The 17,932-nt window shown below is 55.4% G+C and carries 11 protein-coding genes and 5 pseudogenes; 5 read left to right on the top strand and 11 right to left on the bottom strand.

All coding sequences use genetic code 11. The features are described 5' to 3' along the window. Nucleotides 1-200 precede the first annotated feature (200 nt). Complete coding sequence (locus BDD14_RS07465) at nucleotides 201-1,502, top strand: M23 family metallopeptidase (RefSeq protein WP_130418247.1); 1,302 nt, start codon at nucleotides 201-203, stop codon at nucleotides 1,500-1,502. A 517-nt stretch (nucleotides 1,503-2,019) separates the two neighbouring features. Here BDD14_RS07465 and BDD14_RS07460 read toward each other — a convergent pair. Both BDD14_RS07460 and BDD14_RS07455 read right to left on the bottom strand, forming a co-directional pair. Then, nucleotides 2,020-3,300: pseudogene (locus BDD14_RS07460) on the bottom strand (ISNCY family transposase); the annotation flags it as partial. Nucleotides 3,301-3,516: 216 nt separating this feature from the next. Beyond that, nucleotides 3,517-3,927: a PilZ domain-containing protein gene (locus tag BDD14_RS07455; RefSeq protein ID WP_130418246.1), complete on the bottom strand. Its 411-nt coding sequence runs from the start codon at nucleotides 3,925-3,927 to the stop codon at nucleotides 3,517-3,519. A gap of 288 nt (nucleotides 3,928-4,215) precedes the next feature. Between BDD14_RS07455 and BDD14_RS07450 the strand changes: the two genes are divergently transcribed. Continuing rightward, a complete protein-coding gene (locus BDD14_RS07450; protein ID WP_130418245.1) occupies nucleotides 4,216-4,848 on the top strand; it encodes a hypothetical protein in 633 nt (210 codons plus the stop codon). A 64-nt stretch (nucleotides 4,849-4,912) separates the two neighbouring features. On the opposite strand, the gene BDD14_RS07445 is transcribed toward BDD14_RS07450, so the two are convergent. From BDD14_RS07445 to BDD14_RS07415, 7 genes and pseudogenes are all read right to left on the bottom strand, one after another. After that, nucleotides 4,913-5,947, bottom strand: coding sequence for a VWA domain-containing protein (locus BDD14_RS07445; RefSeq protein WP_130418244.1), 1,035 nt, complete (start codon nucleotides 5,945-5,947; stop codon nucleotides 4,913-4,915). A 1-nt stretch (nucleotide 5,948) separates the two neighbouring features. Next, nucleotides 5,949-6,578: a vWA domain-containing protein gene (locus tag BDD14_RS07440; protein WP_130418243.1), complete on the bottom strand. Its 630-nt coding sequence runs from the start codon at nucleotides 6,576-6,578 to the stop codon at nucleotides 5,949-5,951. Between the two features lie 213 nt (nucleotides 6,579-6,791). Beyond that, the gene (locus tag BDD14_RS07435) at nucleotides 6,792-7,109 is read right to left on the bottom strand and encodes a hypothetical protein (protein ID WP_130418242.1); all 318 of its coding nucleotides are present in this window, start codon (nucleotides 7,107-7,109) and stop codon (nucleotides 6,792-6,794) included. Further along, nucleotides 7,090-7,686 carry a hypothetical protein gene (locus tag BDD14_RS07430; RefSeq protein WP_130418241.1) on the bottom strand — a complete coding sequence of 199 codons (597 nt, stop codon included), beginning with the start codon at nucleotides 7,684-7,686 and terminating at the stop codon, nucleotides 7,090-7,092. The genes BDD14_RS07435 and BDD14_RS07430 overlap by 20 nt, the downstream gene beginning before the upstream one ends. A gap of 769 nt (nucleotides 7,687-8,455) precedes the next feature. Beyond that, nucleotides 8,456-9,452 (bottom strand): annotated as a pseudogene (locus BDD14_RS07425) (IS110 family RNA-guided transposase). Between the two features lie 307 nt (nucleotides 9,453-9,759). After that, nucleotides 9,760-10,161, bottom strand: a pseudogene (locus BDD14_RS07420) (IS110 family transposase); the annotation flags it as partial. 412 nt (nucleotides 10,162-10,573) lie between these two features. Next, on the bottom strand, nucleotides 10,574-11,557 hold the full coding sequence (locus tag BDD14_RS07415) for a 3-keto-disaccharide hydrolase (protein WP_242617804.1): 984 nt from the start codon (nucleotides 11,555-11,557) through the stop codon (nucleotides 10,574-10,576). 709 nt (nucleotides 11,558-12,266) lie between these two features. On the opposite strand from BDD14_RS07415, the pseudogene BDD14_RS32935 reads away from it, so the two are divergent. The 3 genes and pseudogenes from BDD14_RS32935 to BDD14_RS34370 all read left to right on the top strand — a co-directional run. Further along, nucleotides 12,267-12,599 (top strand): annotated as a pseudogene (locus BDD14_RS32935) (transposase zinc-binding domain-containing protein); the annotation flags it as partial. Beyond that, nucleotides 12,556-12,771 carry an NAD-dependent epimerase/dehydratase family protein gene (locus BDD14_RS34375; RefSeq protein WP_423201788.1) on the top strand — a complete coding sequence of 72 codons (216 nt, stop codon included), beginning with the start codon at nucleotides 12,556-12,558 and terminating at the stop codon, nucleotides 12,769-12,771. The pseudogene BDD14_RS32935 and the gene BDD14_RS34375, both read left to right, overlap by 44 nt. Before the next feature lie 515 nt (nucleotides 12,772-13,286). Beyond that, nucleotides 13,287-13,972 (top strand): annotated as a pseudogene (locus BDD14_RS34370) (IS110 family transposase); the annotation flags it as partial. 410 nt (nucleotides 13,973-14,382) lie between these two features. Here BDD14_RS34370 and BDD14_RS07400 read toward each other — a convergent pair. Beyond that, nucleotides 14,383-17,376 (bottom strand): TonB-dependent receptor, encoded by a 2,994-nt coding sequence (locus tag BDD14_RS07400; protein ID WP_130418239.1) that lies wholly within the window; start codon nucleotides 17,374-17,376, stop codon nucleotides 14,383-14,385. Nucleotides 17,377-17,405: 29 nt separating this feature from the next. After that, nucleotides 17,406-17,912 carry a hypothetical protein gene (locus BDD14_RS07395; protein ID WP_130418238.1) on the bottom strand — a complete coding sequence of 169 codons (507 nt, stop codon included), beginning with the start codon at nucleotides 17,910-17,912 and terminating at the stop codon, nucleotides 17,406-17,408. Between the last annotated feature and the right edge of the window lie 20 nt (nucleotides 17,913-17,932).

The raw sequence follows: 17,932 nt of genomic DNA, 5'->3' as shown, positions 1-17,932 counted from the left end.
TAGATATCGTGGTCCCAAAAATCGAATTATTTTGCCACTTTATCCGGCATCGATATCGGAGAGTTGTGCATGTGTTGACCAGTGTTGGTCAACACATGCTCGTCCATCCTGGCGGCTCACGCTTCGCCACCAGCAGGCGAACTTGGAGGTTTGCAAGCTCACCGAATGATGCAAGTATGCTTCGGCGCTAGAATCGACTTGTGCGAATCCCTATCATTGCTGCAAACCTCCTCTTGTTGCCGCTATCTCTGGCTCTGACCGGCTGCGGCAAGCCTTCTTTGGATGTGGACCCATCCCTGACAACCATCGGACAGGCAACGCCCGTTCCCGTCCACGTTCAAGATTCCCGCGGCGTCAGCAAGCTGACCGCGACCTTGGCGCAGAACGGCGCCCAGTATCAAGCCTGGCAGACTACTGCCCCTTCCAAAAGCGCGGACACTACATTTAACTTCAATGTGGGCTCCAAGACCACGCCGCAGCTGCGCGATGGCTCCGCCCATCTGATCATTGAAGCCACGTCCGGAGGTCTGTTCCACAGAACCACCCATTGGGAGCGCGAGATTAGCGTGGTTACCCAGCCACCTGTAGTCAGCGCAGACTCCGACCAGCACTACCTGTACCTCGGCATGGCCGATTTGGCCACCATGAACGTCACCGGTTCCTACACCTCCGCAGGCGTCCGCGTTGGTAACCAGACCTTCCGTGCGTGGCCGATGCCCGGCGGCAAACCCGGTCTCTTCTCCCTGTTTGCCTTTGCCTGGAACATGCCTCCCGGTACGATGCCGCTGGCCTACGCGTCGAACGCAGCCGGTAACGACGTGACTATGCCATTGACCGTCGTTTTCCCCAAGAAAGAACAGCCCGTCTATACGCAGCACGAGATCCAGCTCACTGACCAATTCATGCAGAAGGTTTTGGGCGAGCTTGATCCCAACGGCACTGGCGATCCCGTCGAGCGCTTCGTCAAGATCAACACCGAAATGCGCAAGTCCAACAACAAGACTCTGGCCGACCTACGCTTGAAGACTGTCGATCGATTTCTCTGGCATCAACCCTTCACGCGCCAGTCGCACGCCCAGGCCGAGGCCACTTTTGCTGACGTGCGCAGCTATATCTACCATAGCAAGAAGATCGACCAGCAAGTACACCTCGGTTACGATCTCGCCGTCACCCAGCATGTCGGCGTCGAGGCCTCGAATGACGGCCGTGTCGTTTGGGCTGCTCCCATCGGGATCTATGGCAACTGCATTGTGGTCGACCACGGCTACGGTCTGCAGACCATCTACGGCCACTTAAGCCGGATCGACGTACACGAAGGTGATATGGTCAAACGTTCACAGATTATGGGATTGAGCGGCATGACGGGAATGGCAGGAGGCGACCACGTCCACTTCGCGATGCAGCTCGATGGTGTTCAGATCGATCCCAAAGAGTGGTGGGACGAGCACTGGATCCAGGACCACGTCGTCCGCCGTGTCGATCTGCCCGGTTTCGGCAAATAATTACAGACCGAGTCAGGGAATGAATGATATGAGATCCAGAGACCGATCAAGGTCGCTAACGACAAGCAGCCTGTCAGAAGCACCGGTCGATTCCCGCTTCTTATCTCGTATGCGGGGAGGGCTCGCATTGCTAAGGTACTTAGCAGAACTATTGAACTATTTGGAGATGTAGATGCGGAAAACGTTGCTAAAAGGACTACTCCTGGTGCTAGCGGTAGCCACGCATTAATAAGGAGATCGTTCAGTACTTTGAGGTCAACGATGAGCCTTTCGTAGAGGATGCTGGACATGGTTTTGAATGTGTATATTCTGCGCGGTGACCATGAGGTCCCGGAAGCTTCGCTTCAATTGGCGCTTCTAATGAGCGGGGACATGACATTTCTAAGAGCGGCTACAGCACGTGTTGCTGCAAAGCGTAAGTGTCGTCAGCGATGCAAAGCTGAAATGTCATCATAATCGGTCGTAGTCGTCGTGCGGTGGGCGCCGCGATTTTTGCTTTGTAATCGGGCCCGTAAAGCTGTCGGCCTCGCTTCTGATATCCAAGCTTCTCGCTGTTGGTCCTTATCTTCGGTTGATGCTTCACATCCTGCTGCGCCTTGACCACAGCGAGGGCATGGCCGAGGCGTTTGTTCTCGACGACGGCTGTATGGGCTTACCCGCTGGTCCTTGCTGAAGACCCGGTAGGGAAGCGAGTACCCTTTCCATCGAACCTCTAAGGGCCTGTCGGAGAAGTCAAAGATCTCGACGTACTGACCGGCCAGCTTCTCCGATAGTTCACTCCGCTCCAGAATGATCTGCTTGCGATCATAGGCAAGAGTGAGTTGCTGGCCGACATGCCGTTGCTCGCGGTGGCAGAGGATATCGGTGAGTTGACTTGCCTTGACATGGAGTGAGCGGTGCAGGTTCTCTGGCTTCTGAGCAGGCACGGCGAAGCGCTCGTTGAAGTGCTCCAGGAACGTCGGCAGGAAGACGTTGCCAGCTGCCATATCGCAGATGCTAGCTAGTCGCAGGTCCTTGACCAGGCGGTCCTGGAGAGTGCGATTGGCTCGCTCGACCCGTCCCTTGGCTTGGCTGGAGTTCGCGCACAGGATCTCGATGTTCAGTTCTGCTAGGGCATGGCCGAACTGCGTCATGCCCGAGCCTCCCTTCGCGTCCGGCCTGTTCACGCGGAAGACGGTGTGCTTGTCGGAGTAGAAAGCGGGTAGGGCAGCCATGCGTTGTAAGGTAGCCGTCCAGCGCTTCGAAGTAGGAGTCCGTGCTCTCACTGGGCACGAATCGCAACTGCATCAGCTTGCTCGTGGCGTCATCGATGAAGACCAGCAACGTGCAGGGCTCGCCGCGCTGCTCGAACCAGCGATGATCGCTACCATCGATCTGGATCAGTTCGCCGTAGCTCTCGCGCCGCAGTCGAGGCTGGTGGAATGTTCGTCGCTGCGTACGCGACAGCCACAGGCCCTCCGCCATCATCCAGCGTCTCTCGGCCTACTCGAAGCTCGTGCTTGTCCAGCAGTACTTCGGTCGCCAGCGTCGGCCCAAAGTCGGCGTACTTGGTCTTGACCAACTCGACCGCATATTTCCGGATGCCTTCGTTCCTGCTCCGGTTCGACGTCCGGCCTCGAGCTTTATGAATCAGCCCACTACCGCCATCACGCTCGTACCTGGCTAGCAAGCGGTACGCCTGACGCTCGCTAACGGCCAGCACGGCTGCTGCCGCAGCCACGGTGCGCCGTCCCGTCCGCACCTCACTCAACACTTCGATCCGCCTCAGATCGCGTTCGCTCATCGATATCCATCCCATCCTTAGAGCCTGACAGTTCTAATGGGCGGAACCATGACATTTCTAAAGAGCGGCTACAGTTCAACTGTACATAGTGCGACTTATCATACTTATAATCAATAACTTACTTGGCTTAGTGACCAAGCAATCATACCAATCAAATTTAACCTCAGTGCAAGCAGGCGTATATCGCGAAGATCGTAGTCGATCACACGACCGGATGATGCCTGCTTCATGCTATTCAAGAGATCGGGAGGAACGTGAAGCGCCCTTCAGTTCCTCAATGAGCCGCTCGAGCTCCTGATGCATGTGCGGACTGAGTTCCTGGAAAACAAATCCTGCTCCATGGCCGAAGCGCACCATGCGCAAATTAGCCGAGAGCCGCAGCATAACGCCGTTCGCCCGGAAGACCATCTCAACCGGAGCGCCGATCGACATACGAATACGTGCCCTGGTCGAGATGAAACAGCCGGACAGGCTGATGTCCTGAACCCGGCCGCGAAACACCTGCGAGCCCTTCGCGACCAAGACCTCGGCATCGCCTTCAACGGCAAAGCGTTCATGACGCCGCCGCTCCGCTCCGATTGCATTCGTCTGGCCACAGTCCTTAGGACCGAGGTTCAATGGGTTCTCACTAAGCTCGTCCATGCTTCCTCTTCGATGGCGCCCCTCTCCTTCCAGAAGAGAAAAGGACCGCCGAATAGGTTATCGACGGTCCTTCCACATGTCTTGAGCTGCCTTGGAACTCAGACGGTCATCACTTCTTATGTCGCTTTCATGGCCATTCGGGGATGGCCTTTTTATGTTGACATTCTGTATGGTGCTGAGCATTTAACAAATTCATAATAAATGGCTTGACTCATACCCATAGCAATGGGATTCTTGTGCGGGCCAAACCTCCTCAAAATCCTAAGTTGCGAAATGGGGAGTTGCATTATGGCAGCAGCAGCAGCATTCAGCCTCACTGATACACAAACGATCGCCTTGCTTGCGAAGATCCGGCCTTACATCTGTGGAACTCCGGGTCATTGGCATTATGGTCTTCCATCGAGTTCGTTGTTCGCAGCCAGTGTGAGTACTGCGCCCGCACTCACCGACGAGGAACAGCAGATCGTAGATCGAGCTATACACCTATCGAATCAGGCTGCTCAAGTGACTCCCAGCGCAGCGAGCGCTATACCCGTCAACGTCACCCAAGCCGATACCGACGTTCAGTCGAAGGTGACTAATTTCCTTACGGACGTTGTCGATGTAAGCAAAATCGTCGAAGATATCGTGGCCATCCAGAAAGGTGGCAAGGCGCATGTCGACGGTGTGATCCTTGGCTGGCTTGCAGAACTGGACGAAGCAGCAACGCAGGCCTTGATCCACCTGCTTACGTCTGGTGTTCCGAGACTGGCTGGACTGCTCGCTCTATTCACCACTCAAGTGCCGGTGATTGCAGCGATCGCCGGTATTATCGCCATTATTGGTCCGATCATCGGCAACAGCGTGACGTCAACCGATCAAGGTTACGGGCTCGTTATCATGGGAACCCTCTGGTTGGGTATTCATTATGTTGCCCAGTGACTATACATAATCCGCACTCGGGGCTGCTCTGCGGGATTCCAGACTGTCTACTGCTACCCTTCTGCTAGATGTTTGGCCGGGAAATACCGCTAATCTGGGCCGAGGTGAGTTGCAGGGTACCGATGCGATCGGTGGTCGAGTCGTGAACGGCGATGCGGACGCTTTCGTCTCCTCGAACGTTAAGGGCAACGTTGTGGTGAAAGCGTAGGCCGCCCTGGATCATTCCCCGGTACCGGGCCGTGTCAAGAGCGAGGTCAGCGTGGTCGGATCTTGAGTCAACAACCTTTCCTTTGGCGTCGTAGAGCACCGTAGCGAAGTCGATGGAGGCATGCATTTTGCCATCGGGTGCGGCGATGAAGGTAAGGGTGGAGGCGTCTACGACCAAATTTAAGGAATACACCATGTGTGGGCCAGTACCTGCGGCGGATTCACCAATAGTTTTACCCGGAGGCGGCTGCTGGGCAGTCAGCGGTTCCGCAGTGAAAAGGACTTCACTGCTTTGCGGTATAAGCGGGCGCATGGCGCTGGCAAGCGTTGCGCTCGACGCTGAAGGCGCGACCACGCTTGCAGCCGCGTAATAGCCATGGCGAAAAGCCACGTGCAAACTTTTGCCTTTGACTTTAACGTCAATGGAGCGAAAGCTTCCATCAGCTAAAGTTCCGGGTGGTACGTAGGTAAGGGTGTAGTATGAGGAGCCATTTCGCTCAGCCTGGCGGAAGGCACTCACGAGGTCATTGGAATTGAAAGCAGCGCTACCACCCGTTGCTTCTGCCAGGTTCTCCATAGTGGCGTGTTGCTGCAACTGGTCCTGGTTAAAAGTGTCATCCGCAGGCGTGAAAGAGCTGCTGCCAGTAACGCGCCGGATAGCGGCAAGGTTGGTACTGGTGTTGGAATCGACGATCGTTGCGGATGGCGGTGGAACGATCCCGCTGGGATCGATGCGGTAGACAGCAACCCTACTATCCGCAAGGAGGTTGGCGGTCTCCTTAAATTCTTGCTCGAAGCTGGCAAATCCAGCAAAGGGATCTCCGGTGGTTTTGAGGTCCCTCTGGATGGGGGTTGGGAAAGACCCCGAGATCCAGATGAGATTCTTTCGCATACTACCGCCAGCAAGATACCTGAATACGGATGCGGTCCTGCCCGGATTGCTCCCGAAAGTTCGCCGTGACCACCGGGCTTTGTAGGCCTGCGAGCATGGCGGTGATGGCGGGATTAGTGGAGGCTTCAATCATGTTTTCGTAAGCTTGCACCATTGAGTCGGTCTTCCCGCTTTCTTCACGTAGAAGCGGCGAGAACTTGACGCCCTGCTTCAGGACGGCTGCTTTAAGCAGGACTGGATCGGTCGTGAAGTCCTGCAGTAAATGCAGGCTGGCGCCGAGAGCGAAGATCGCCGTTTGCGTGCCGGGCTGCTCTGCATTCACAAATTTGACGAGCTGGTCGCGCATATACTGCTGATCGCGAGGCGGAGTGTTGAGCCAATCGAGCAGCAGGACGTTTGCGGATGCGCCGCGGACCGTAATGGCATTGGTGAAAGTGCCAGACGCCGGGACATGCGGGGGCGTCGTGGAACTGCCGCTATGCTCGTCGAAGCTGTTGATCCGTTGGTCGATTTTACTCTCCCGGATGGTGAAATCGGTTTGAGGGCAGGTCGGTGACGGGATTGCCATAGCTGTCGGTAACGACCACGTCGACGGAAACAAGTCGAGCACCGGTGCGTAAAGTAGGCGCACTTAGTTCTGATTGCCGTTCGTACGACATTGAGGTTTGAGCTGCAAGTGGGATGGTCAAAGAAGCGGAAAGCAAAAAGGCAATGGCACGCATTAGTCGGAAGCTCCCTTGAAAACCTGATCATTCACTGTAATGTTTCCTTGCAGGTGCGCTGCAATCGAGCGTGATTACGAATGGGATCTGCGAGCCAGGCTGCAATTCAATACCAGTTCTAGTCATGGCAGGATGGTGGATGTCACTCGAAATTTCTCGCACGAAGTGACAGTATAAGTGCGCAACTCAAGGGATCGCTTCCAGTCGGAATTAGCGGTCACACCCTCCGGCTGCCGATTCGCCACAGCAATCGTGACTAAACTAGGAACATACATCTCGTCGTTTACTCGCTTACCTTCATACACCAGCGTGTTGAACGATCGGGGAATTAACAGTTGGTGGTTGTAGATGAGATCGTCTCGCGTGACTCCATGCATACTGACGATCGCGTAGTCCTGTTCGTCGATCAGTACGGTGCCTTCAAGCGATTTGGCAATCACTTCGAAAATTGTTCGGGGTTGCCTTCGGCGATCTCCCTTGAAGCGAAAGGAGATCTGGCTGCGGCCATCCCTGACGATACGCTTCTCCTCTGTAAACACATCCGTACGCAAGTACCACGCTGGCCAGCGTTACCGGCGGCACAATCGTTTTCTCTATCCCAACGGATTTCTGCGCATCTTCCTCCAACCTGTTCCGCTCTTTCGCCTTTTCGGCCTCAGACAAATGATGATCGTTGACCGCAAGTAGCCGGTGAACTTCTTTTCCACGAATGTAAAACGAATCGTAATCCTCCGTTATAGCCGCTTTCGACGATGATTCCTTGCTTGGCTGGATCAGAAGATGTGTACGGCACACATACTTCTGCCGCAGATCTGCATAACGATCTCCAGTAATCGTCGCCTGTTTGAGAAAAGCACCTGGTTCTGGGAGCGGCAAATTCGGTAGCCCGTCAAACTGCTTCATCGGATTATTCGAGCTTGCCTGAGCAGGAACAGCCTTCCATGCAGTCGAAAGAAAGAATCCAGTCAGGAGCACAAGCGCAGTAACGGAATATCTTGCTGAAGGAGGCATGATCATTGTCTCGTGTGTTCCTACTAAAAGAATTCCGCCAAATCAAAATCGCTGCGAAGATCCTAGACGCTAAATCCTAGTTGTTTCATTGCCGCACATTCAACTCCATGCCAATCCACTGTCATGGCCGACCCTGACCCCCTCGTATGCGCAACCTCGTCGGCGACCTTCTCTGACCAAGATTGCGTATCGTCATCTGCATCGACGGTTGCCGAGCAGGACGTGATTTGTGCCAGATCTTCGCAAGCTTGGCCCGGATCGCCTGGGCTGTCCTGACCCGTACAGGTCGCTCGCGATAGCCACTCCTGCCTGATCAATACGTGGGGTGCAGCTGCCGTCCCCAGACACAACCCAAGCTTCCCACCGAGGTCTGCACCAGAACAGCGAAGGCGAACGAACAGTCACAACGGCGCGCAGGAGAACACTCTCCACAAAAAAGGTTGGATACATTGACGCAGACTGCTCTCGTCCATCCGCTTTTCTCTTGCAGTCGGGCGACGGACCATACATTGTATGTGTATGGTCCGCCGTGTGAATGCAAGGGAAAAGTTTCGAATGAAGGAAAGTCTGCGTCAATGTATCCGGCCTTTAGGTGGAGAGTTTTCTCCTGGGCTTGATGAGATACGCCGCGTACCTGTCCTTTGAAAACGCCCGGCCTCGTATGGGCCATTTCGGCAAGCAGGTTTCAGGTGCGCCGTTTTGACTGTTCTTTCATCTTCACTTATCCGGTGCAGACCTCGGTGGAGAACTTGATGTTGCTGGTTTCTAAGCTTGCTTATGCCGTCAGTGCCTCGGGTACTGCTCGATAGTCCTGGCCCGTTGAGAGCACTGCCCACGCCATCCGCGCCAGTTTGTGTGCTGTTGCCACGATCAATACGTTTCGTGGCGCGATTCGGTCCCGCTTGGATCGCAATACGACCGCGCGTGCTCCATGAATCAGGATCTTGCGAAGGTAAGAGTTGCCGCGCTTGCTGATTCCATACAGCCTCGCCTTGCCACCGGTCGAATGCTGCTTCGGCAGCAGCCCCATCCAGGCTGCGAACTCTCGTCCCTTGCGGAAGGCTGCGCCGTTACCGATGGAGGCCACGATCGCGGTTGCAACCAGCGGTCCGATACCAGGAATCTGCCGCAGTCTCCGACACGCTTCATCGCTCGAAGCGATCCGTTCCACTTCGTCGTTCATCTGCACGATCTGAAGCTCCAGGTCCTTCCACTCGCTCCACAGCATGGCAACCAGGTTCCGCATCCTCGGGGTGAGGTTCTCGTTGACGTTCTCAAGCACCTCAGGCAGAGCTTCCCTCAGCCGAATCGGGCTCTTGGCGAACACTGTGCCTCGCACCAGCAGAAACGCACGAATCTGGTTGATCAGAGCGGTTCTTCGCGCCATGAGCCGGTCACGCACGCGATGGAGAGCTTGCAGGTCGAGCTGATCATCTGTCTTGATCGGCACGAAGCGCATGTTCTCGCGATCCACGGCCTCAGCAATCGCTTCAGCGTCGATGAAATCGTTCTTGTTCGACTTCACAAACGGCTTCACGAACTGGGCTGGAATCAACTTCACATCATGACCTTGTTCCCGTAAAAGCACGGCCGAGGAAGTGCGACCCCGAACATGCTTCCATCCCGATCAAGCAGGTCTGCATGTTCGCGGTGAAGGCAATCAACTGCTTCTGGGTAAACGTCTTCTTCAGCAGCACCTTGCCGTTATCACCAAGTGCCACCAGGTGAAAGGTCGTCTTGCCAAGGTCAATACCAACCGATCGAATCTGCATGTCGATGATCCTCCTTGAATCTGCCTACAAGATCTTCCGGGGAAGATCAAGCGGCGGACCATATATTGTAGGAAGTAATTCCAAAGCGCCCGCAAACGAGGTTATCGGCAAGTTCGATTGAAGTTGCCGAAATGTATGGTCCGCCGTCTGAATGCAAGGGAAAAGTTTATGGATGAAGGAATGTCTGCGTCAATGTATCCGGCCTTTTGGTGGAGATCAGTCTCCTGGCCATGATGAGATACGCCGCGTACCTGTCCTACAAAACCCCTCGGCTGTGGAAGAGCCTATTGAGCAATCAGGTTTCAGGTGAGGTTCTTCGCGCGATCAAACGATCGCGCACACGATGCAATGCCTGCAGATCCAGCTGGTCGTCTGTTTTGATCGGAACAAATCGCATGTTCTCCCGATCCACAGCCTCAGCAATGGCTTCCGCGTCCAGGAAGTCGTTCTTGTTCGACTTCACGAATGGCTTCACAAACTGGGCCGGGATCAGCTTCACATCGTGGCCTTGTTCTCGTAAAGTACGGCCCAGGAAGTGCGCCCCGGAACAGGCCTCCATCCCGATCAAAGAGGTCTGCATGTTCGCGGTGAAGGTAATCAACTGCTTCTGGGTAAACTTCTTCTTCAGCAGCACCTTGCAGTTATCGCCAAGAGCCACCAGGTGAAAGGTCGTCTTGCCAAGATCAATGCCTACGGAACGAATCTCCATGTCGATGATCCTCCTTCAATCTGCCTATAAGATCCTCATCGCCAGGTTGAGGTTTAAGCGGCGGACCATCTCAGTAACCCCGTTTTCGGGGAAAGCTCTGCGTCAGGTGATAATGACTGCCGAGAAACTGAATGAGCAGTGCTGAAGGCTGGTTAAAAGCATTCTTACCCGTCCGGAAGAATCGCAGTTCGAAGACGCGATCAAACGCTGACGCCGGCCTTTTCAGGCCGTCTACCGGACAGCATAAGCGGTTGATTGGTCACACAAGTTCCCGAAGTGGTTGTTCCAAGCGCCTTCACAACGTTGCGAGCTTGTTGAATCGAAGACCCTTTTGCTTCTCAAGCGTTGTCTGCTTGATAAACACCTCGACATCGGCTGGATTCTGCGCGGCTGTCTCCCGAGCGAACAGACCTTACTTTTTCGGAACGGAAATGGTGATGTTGCGGTAAGCGATGACGCCGTGGTGATCCCCCTGCAGATAGAACGGTCCTGGCTCGGCCTCATTGCTGTCAAGAGCACCTCCGGTCGGGCCAGGAATCTCGATATTGTCGTGGTACATCTTGCCATCGCGCAAAACCGTCACATGTCTGCCGACCAGGGTGACGTCGAAGGTCGTCCATTTTCCGAGACCAAGTTCTGAGCCCTCTGGCGGCGGATAGTAACTGTAGATCGCGCCCATTTCATGCGTCGGGAGCTTGCCGCCTTCGGTGCCCACTTGTAACTCATAGCGACCGCGCAGATAGATGCCGCTGTTACCACCTTCTGGGCAGTTCACTTCAATATGCAATTTGAAATCCTGGAACTTTTCTGTGGTCATGATGTTGGCAGCCCCGTGGGTTCTTTGACCGGGTACTTCGGGATTGTCATTCACCAGCTCGCCATTGCGCGCCACCCATTTGTTGTTCTCGACATTTCCTATCGGCTCCCAACCTTTAAGATCTTTTCCGTCGAAAAGAGGCTTGGGCTTGGTCCACTTCTTCGGCATTGGCCGATCAAGCGAAGGCGCCTTCACGCCAGCAAGTATCGGGCCCCCGGCGTCGCCGTGCTTCTCTATGCCGGTTAGCTTGCCTGAGCTGGGGGACGTGAGCTCCCAGCCAATTGCCGAACCAGAGCCCGCTTCCCCCACAGCCACGATCAGTCTGCCCGACTCCATGTGGGCGCCTGCGATCGGATGCCATGCGCCGCCCCTCGGCTGAACGCGACCTTCAATTTTGCCGCCGTTATCCGTAAGCTCCATCCATTGCGGATAAGGTTTGCCGGTGGCGGGGGTAACAGTCATGTCCCAACGGCCGAGAAACTCTTTGATGTCTTGCGCGGCAACGGTCGAGGCTAGCGCGGTCGCCAGGATAGGTATAAACAAAATCTTCATGGTCACTCGTTTGAGTGTAACGCTCATGCTCATAGCCGGGTTTTTAAATGTTTTGGGGAGATGATTGCTCCCGGGTCCATTATCAATTCGACCTCGAGCGGGATAATGACGAGGCGCTTGGATTCGTCGTCATGACGACTTAGCACACCGACGAAACTCTAGAGGGGCTCTTGAGCTCTTTCGTGACATTGCTTGGCCGGACGACGCCTTCTTGGCCAAGTCGCTGAGCCGTGTCGCCATAGCTATTGCTAACGATCGTTGGAAGACTTCAATGGATAAAGTGCTTGCGGGATGACTGCTTCTTCCAAAAACTGAAGTCGAGGTTCTCGACAAAAGTCGGCATTCGGCAACTTCCGAAAATCCCGTTTCTGAGAATTAGGCACGTACAGATGCTTCCTCATAGAGGAGATCCTGTTTACGATCTCAGCAGCTCCCATGCCGCGTTGGAGTAGACCCTCGTGACCCATAAGGCTCCAACAGCGAACGCACCTCCGAGCACGTAATAGCGGAGTTAGGGAATCGTAAAACTGATTACTCAAAAGTCGGCTTTTCGGCAACTACAACTCGGTTTCCGAAAACCCCGTTTTTCGACAGCGAGGGCCAAGCTCACCGAGATTTCCTACCGGTATGCCGACTTGAACGAAGCCGCTTCGAGAGCGGCGGATGCAGCGCGTGTGGTTGAGCCAGCCTTGATGGCGCTGAGCTAAGTTAGGTGGCAGGGGGTATCTCTCAGCGCATGAAGCGACCTTCGCTGGTGATGGCCGACATCGTTCACGGTGCTGGTGACGACTTCATAAAGCGCAGTCGCCGGTGGATTAGCTGGCAACATCAGAAGGTGTTGCTGACCATCACCCGTTGCCGCACCGCTGCGTTGGGCGGACATCGCGATCAGTGCTCCAGCTGCGGACATTCCGCCATCTCCTACTATTCGTGCCGTAATCGGCATTGCCCCGGATGCCAGGGCAACGCCCGTGTGCGGTGGCTCGAAGCCCGCCAACGCGAGCTGCTCCCCACCCGCTACGTGCATGTCGTCTTCACCCTCCCGCGCGAACTGGCCCCGCTTGCCCTGCACTTTGCTCAATGCAACAGTGGATGCGGGGATAAGCAAGTTTATCTTTTCGTCAAGCTGCGCTGTGTACGGTGCCCCGGAGCAGCTTCCTATCACCGAAACAACGCCACGATTTCCACTCAGTCCGTATGGCCAGACGAAAGCGGCTTTTGAAGATGCTTTGAAAAGTTAATCGGCCGCATACGGTCTCAAATTTGTCGCACTCCGGTACTTCAATGCTGCTCGTGCTGACGAGTCGGGGATGTTGGGGGAATTGCGGTCGCCGGAGACCCATCTCATACCACTTCTCCTAAAGCGGCTTCAGGACACTCTCCAGCAGTCAGCATTTTTGGGAACGACTACGACACTCCCGATAGCACTTGCATCCGCGACTATGTCCACGTTAATGACCTAGCTTCTGCGCACGTCAGCGCCCTGGATCTGTTGATCCACAAAGGGGGAATCTGACGTTTTAATTTGGGGGCCGGATCCGGCTTTTCTGTTTTTAGAGGTCATCTCTGCTCCGGAAGAAGTATCCGCTTTACATGTTCCACGACTCATTCTCCCAAGACGGCCAGGCGATCCGCCGATCCTTATTTGCGACGGAGAGTACGCCAGAAAGAAACTCCATTGGTCTCCTCAACGTGGCTTGATCGAGATACTTAGCACCGCTTGGAAGTGGCAGATAATCAATACAGCGGTCGGTGCTTTACGGCCAACATGCAGACTTCCTTGATCGGGATGGAGGCTTGTTCAGGCGCTCACTTCCTCGGACGTGTTCTGCGAGAAGAGGGTCATAACGTGAAGCTGATCCCCGCCCAGTTAGTGAAGCCGTTTGTGAAGTCGAACAAGAGCGACTTCCTCGATGCCGAGGCGATCGCCGAAGCTGTGGACCGGCAGAACATGCGCTTCGTGCCGATCAAGACCGACGACCAGCTCGACCTCCAGGCTATGCATCGTGTGCGCGATCGGATCGCCTCTTCCGACCCAGCCTGTCAGCGGCTAAGACAGATCCCTGGCATCGGCCCGTTGGTCGCAACCGCGATCGTAGCCGCGATCGGCAACGGCGCAGCCTTCCATAAGGGCCGTGAGTTCGCGTCCTGCCTGGGCCTTGTGCCGAGACAACACTCGACCGACGGTAAGGCAAAAGGCTGTTCGGGATCAGCAAGCGCGGTAATCGCTACCTGCGTAAGATCCTCGTCCATGGCACACGATCCGCCGTTCCCCGCGTCAAGCGAGAACGAGCCCCGTTCGGCGCGTGGCTCGATGCGCTCGAGACCCGAGCGCCGATCAACGTGGTGATCACGGCGGCAGCCAACAGGCTGGCTCGCATCGCCTGGGCCGTTCTATCCAGCGGACAAGATCGCCCAGCTGTGAGCCCCATGGGTGCCTAACTCGACCGCACCACGATGACGATTTAACGCTCTCACCAAGGTCTGCACTGGACAGCTAAGACGAACGAACAGTTTCTCACGGCGTGCTCGCAACCTGCTCCCGAAAATGGTCTTCCATGACCGTCCCGTTTATCAGGAAGAGCACGCAGCGCAACTCATCATGGTCAGGAGAATCTGCTCTCCACTCAAAGGCCGAATACATTTGCGCAGATCTGTCGATCGACCCTTCGCTTTTCCCTTGCAGTCGGGCGGCGGACCATACATTTTACGGGAGTGCTGTCGTGCGATACCCTTCAGGAAATTGGAAAATCCGCCAAGCCGCCAACGTTTCCCATATCGTGCCATCGAGGAGAAGGATGGGCAAAGGCCATATCTCAGGTTGAAAGACGACCCAACGAGGACGTGGGTCTTCAGAAGTCAATTTTCAACATAAATTGGAGTTCGCGTGGAGTACCCGTACCGACGGGATTGTTATTGAAGGATGTTGTGATGACCCCGAAGTTGTTTGGGTTCACGGAATTCCCCGTAGGTGCCACCCAGATGACAGCGGGCGTACCGTAGTGCGCGACGTTGAAGAGGTTGAAGGCTTCTGCTCTAAAGCTGACGCCCATTCTCTCCGTAAGAGAGAATCGCTTTTGCAAGGAGGTATCCATCTGCCATAAGCCAGGCGCGCGCGCGATGTTTCGTCCAGCGTTGCCGTGCGTACCAACTGGGGGAGCTGAGAAGGCAGCGACGTTGAGCCAGTTCCCCGGCGTCTTGTTCGAGGGATAGAGAGGCACTCCTACAACGCGATTAGGCCGTTGGTTCTTGTTCAGCTGATCGGGTAGGTCGGTCGCACTACGGCTCATCGTGACATTCAGAGGAAGACCGGCGCGTGCCGTGCCGATTGCACCAAATTGCCATCCTCCCAAAAGCAGTTCTGTTGTGCGGGACGCGTGCGACAGAAGCGTATGACCGCGACCGATCGGAAGCCGCCAGATTGAGCTCGCTGAGAAGTAGTGGCGCATGTCCTGATCGCTCGAAGAGACCTCACAACGATGGCAGTAGTAATCCTGAGGAATAACTGCTTCACCACCACCCAGGCCACCGTTATCGATGGAGTGGGAATACTGATAATTCGCCGAGATCAGAAGACCGGTATTTATGCTGCGTTGAAGGCTTGTCTGAAACGCATGCGTATGAGCGTCATTTGCAAATCCGCGATAGTCAATTGTCGAATAACCAGCGTATGGACGAAGACCCGTCACTGGATTGACGCCGTTGAGCGTCACATCAGAGAATGCGTGGGTCGTCTTGTTTCCGAAGTAGGCGACCTGCCAGATCGTGTTTCTCGCGATCTCGTTCTGCACCGAAAGGGTCCACTGATTCGATGCAGTGTCACGACGGTTGATCGGCGAACCGGAAGGACTGAAGCTGAAAGACACGGCTCCGAGGTATGGAGCGGTCGGATAGCTCAGTCCTGGCGCCTGCTTTTGCGTGAGCGTGTACTTAGTCGCGAGATTACCGATCGGAGTGCCGAGGTTACCGAACTGGCCGTTTCCATAGTAAATACCGAATCCTGCACGGATAGCTGTCTTGCGCGCGAAGATCTGCGGCTGCCAGGCCAGGCTCAGGCGTGGAGAAAAATCGGCGAGATTTGGCTGGTACCATTGTGTTCCCGCAGGACAGACAACATTCGCGCAGTTGATAGGATCGACGATGATTCCGCGGCCTTGCACTTCGTGATCGACACCGAAGTATTCGTAACGAAGGCCCAAATTCGCCGTGAAGTGCGATGACATCTGAAACTGGTCCATCACATAACCGAAGGACTGCGTCATACGTTGGCCGGTAAGAGGCACAACCCCGGCGTAGCTGTCGGAGTCCATCACGTTGCTGGTGAAGTTCGCGGGGCTGGTGTATGTATAGATCTCATCCGCAACGCTTGGTGAAGCTTTATTCTCCTGGATACGCCGCACGGTAGCACCGAATTTGATTGTGTTCCGACCACGGACGAGGGTCATATCGTCGACGAATGAAAACGAATTGTCGTAGCGCACAGAGCCTGTTGCGTCATCCAGTTTGGTGAAGCCCGTCACAACGACCGAGAACGGTAAGGTGTTCGTCTCACCCTGAGTGAACGCAGCGCGATTGAAGCCAAAACGAGCGTCATTCATCAGGCTCGATGTGATCGTGTTCTGAACACCCAGTACAATATTCGGAGTCTCAACCGTGGTGAAGCCAGAACCCGTAAGATCGGCGGGCGAGACCAGCGAGTAGTGATCTGTGCTGTAGCGCGCGAAGGCGCTCATGCGATCGCTGACGTGATAGTCAACTCGCAGCAGACCCGAGTCCTCGTGGTCAACCTGACGTCCACTTCCATACCACGTCATGACGCTCGGATTGTTAGTCGCAACCGTGCCGATGGGATACTGGGACAGAATGGTGAACAGCGATGGAGACTTTGCCAGTGTGGTTGCCCTGTATGCCGCGCTTGGAACCGAGCCGGTTACAACCTGGTCGAGGACCTGACGCAACGATTCGTAGTTCGCAAAGAAGAAGAGTCTGCTCCGCAGGAGTGGGCCGCCGAGGTTGGCGCCAAAGTTGTTCAGGCGCAGCGGTGGCAGAGAGCCGTTCGACCCCCAAGGCGCAGCATCGAAGACATCGTTGCGGATGAACTCCCACGCAGAACCATGAAAATTATTCGTTCCCGACTTTGAGACCAGCTCGATCTGACCACCGGGTGTGCCGCCCTGGTCCGCTCCATACGCCGTGCTGTTTGCACGAAACTCCGCGATCGCTTCTGTCGAAGGCTGCAGCCGGATTGCTACCTTCTGAAACTGGTGATTGATACCAGAGTTATCCACGCCGTCCAGATGCCAGGAGTTGTCCTCCGCCGAAAGTCCGGCAAAGCGAACCTGATCCTGCGTTCCGGTGCCGGAATCGATGGCACCGGGGACAAGCGCGACCAGGCTGACGTAGTTACGACCGTTCAGCGGAAGGTCCTGCGCCTGGCTTCCGTGCACGACTCCTCCAATCTCGGCGGAGGACGTGGAGAGACCTGAGTCTGCAGCTGTCACTTCCACCTGCGACGTTACGCTCTCGAGCGCCAGCTGAATCGCCACCGTTCGAGTTTGGCCTGCATCAAAGGTCAGGTTTTCCAGTTCCCTCTTCGCAAATCCATTGGCGCTGAACCGCGCCACATACGTTCCTACCGGGAGGGAAGCAATGGTGAAGACACCCTCGTGGTTGGTCTTGCTGATGCGATCCTGCGCTGTGGCCAGCGAATGAACCTCCACGTCAGCGCCGGCGATACGTGCGCCGGCGCCGTCGGTGACTGTGCCCGTCAGAGTGCCTCGATCTGTCTGCCCGAAGGCAGAGAACACGCACAAGAGTGGGAGTAAAAATATGGCGAGCTTTTTCACGGTCAACTCCTTGAGCACGGTTGGGTTTGTTACTTGTAGAGGGCGTCTCGACTTGGGATCTGGCGCTGAATCTCATCACGAATCTCTTCGCCGATCTTGAGTGCCTTCTCCGGACTGTTCGCGTTCTTGAAAGGCACTTCCATCACCACAAAGCCCTGACCGATGTCACGGCCTTTTGCGTCAGACAGAGGCAGGAAGAGATCATAGATACCATCCTTGTCGATGCGTTCGGCTGCCGGTTTGGCCTCCGATACCTTCTTCATGTCCTTGTCCGAAGATTTCTTGCCGACCTTTGCCGGTGTGTCGCTGCCAATGATGGCGTTGTCGCCGGCTGCGGGCGGCGTGGCATGCAAGCCGAGCTTCACAATCTCGGGATGCTTCTCCTTTGTTTCAACAGTCAGACGCTGTGCCATCGGCGCGCTGACACGAATGTAATTTGCCGGAAGAGGTGTGGGATGTTCCTGTGCTGCGGTGAATAGCGGTGCCGTCAACAGACTGGCAGCGACGAAGGTACGAAAGAGTATGCGAGTATTCATGCGAAGATCTCCTTAGTGGT

It is taken from the genome of Edaphobacter modestus, assembly GCF_004217555.1.
GTDB lineage: Bacteria > Acidobacteriota > Terriglobia > Terriglobales > Acidobacteriaceae > Edaphobacter > Edaphobacter modestus.
This window is presented reverse-complemented; position numbering and strand designations above follow the sequence as displayed.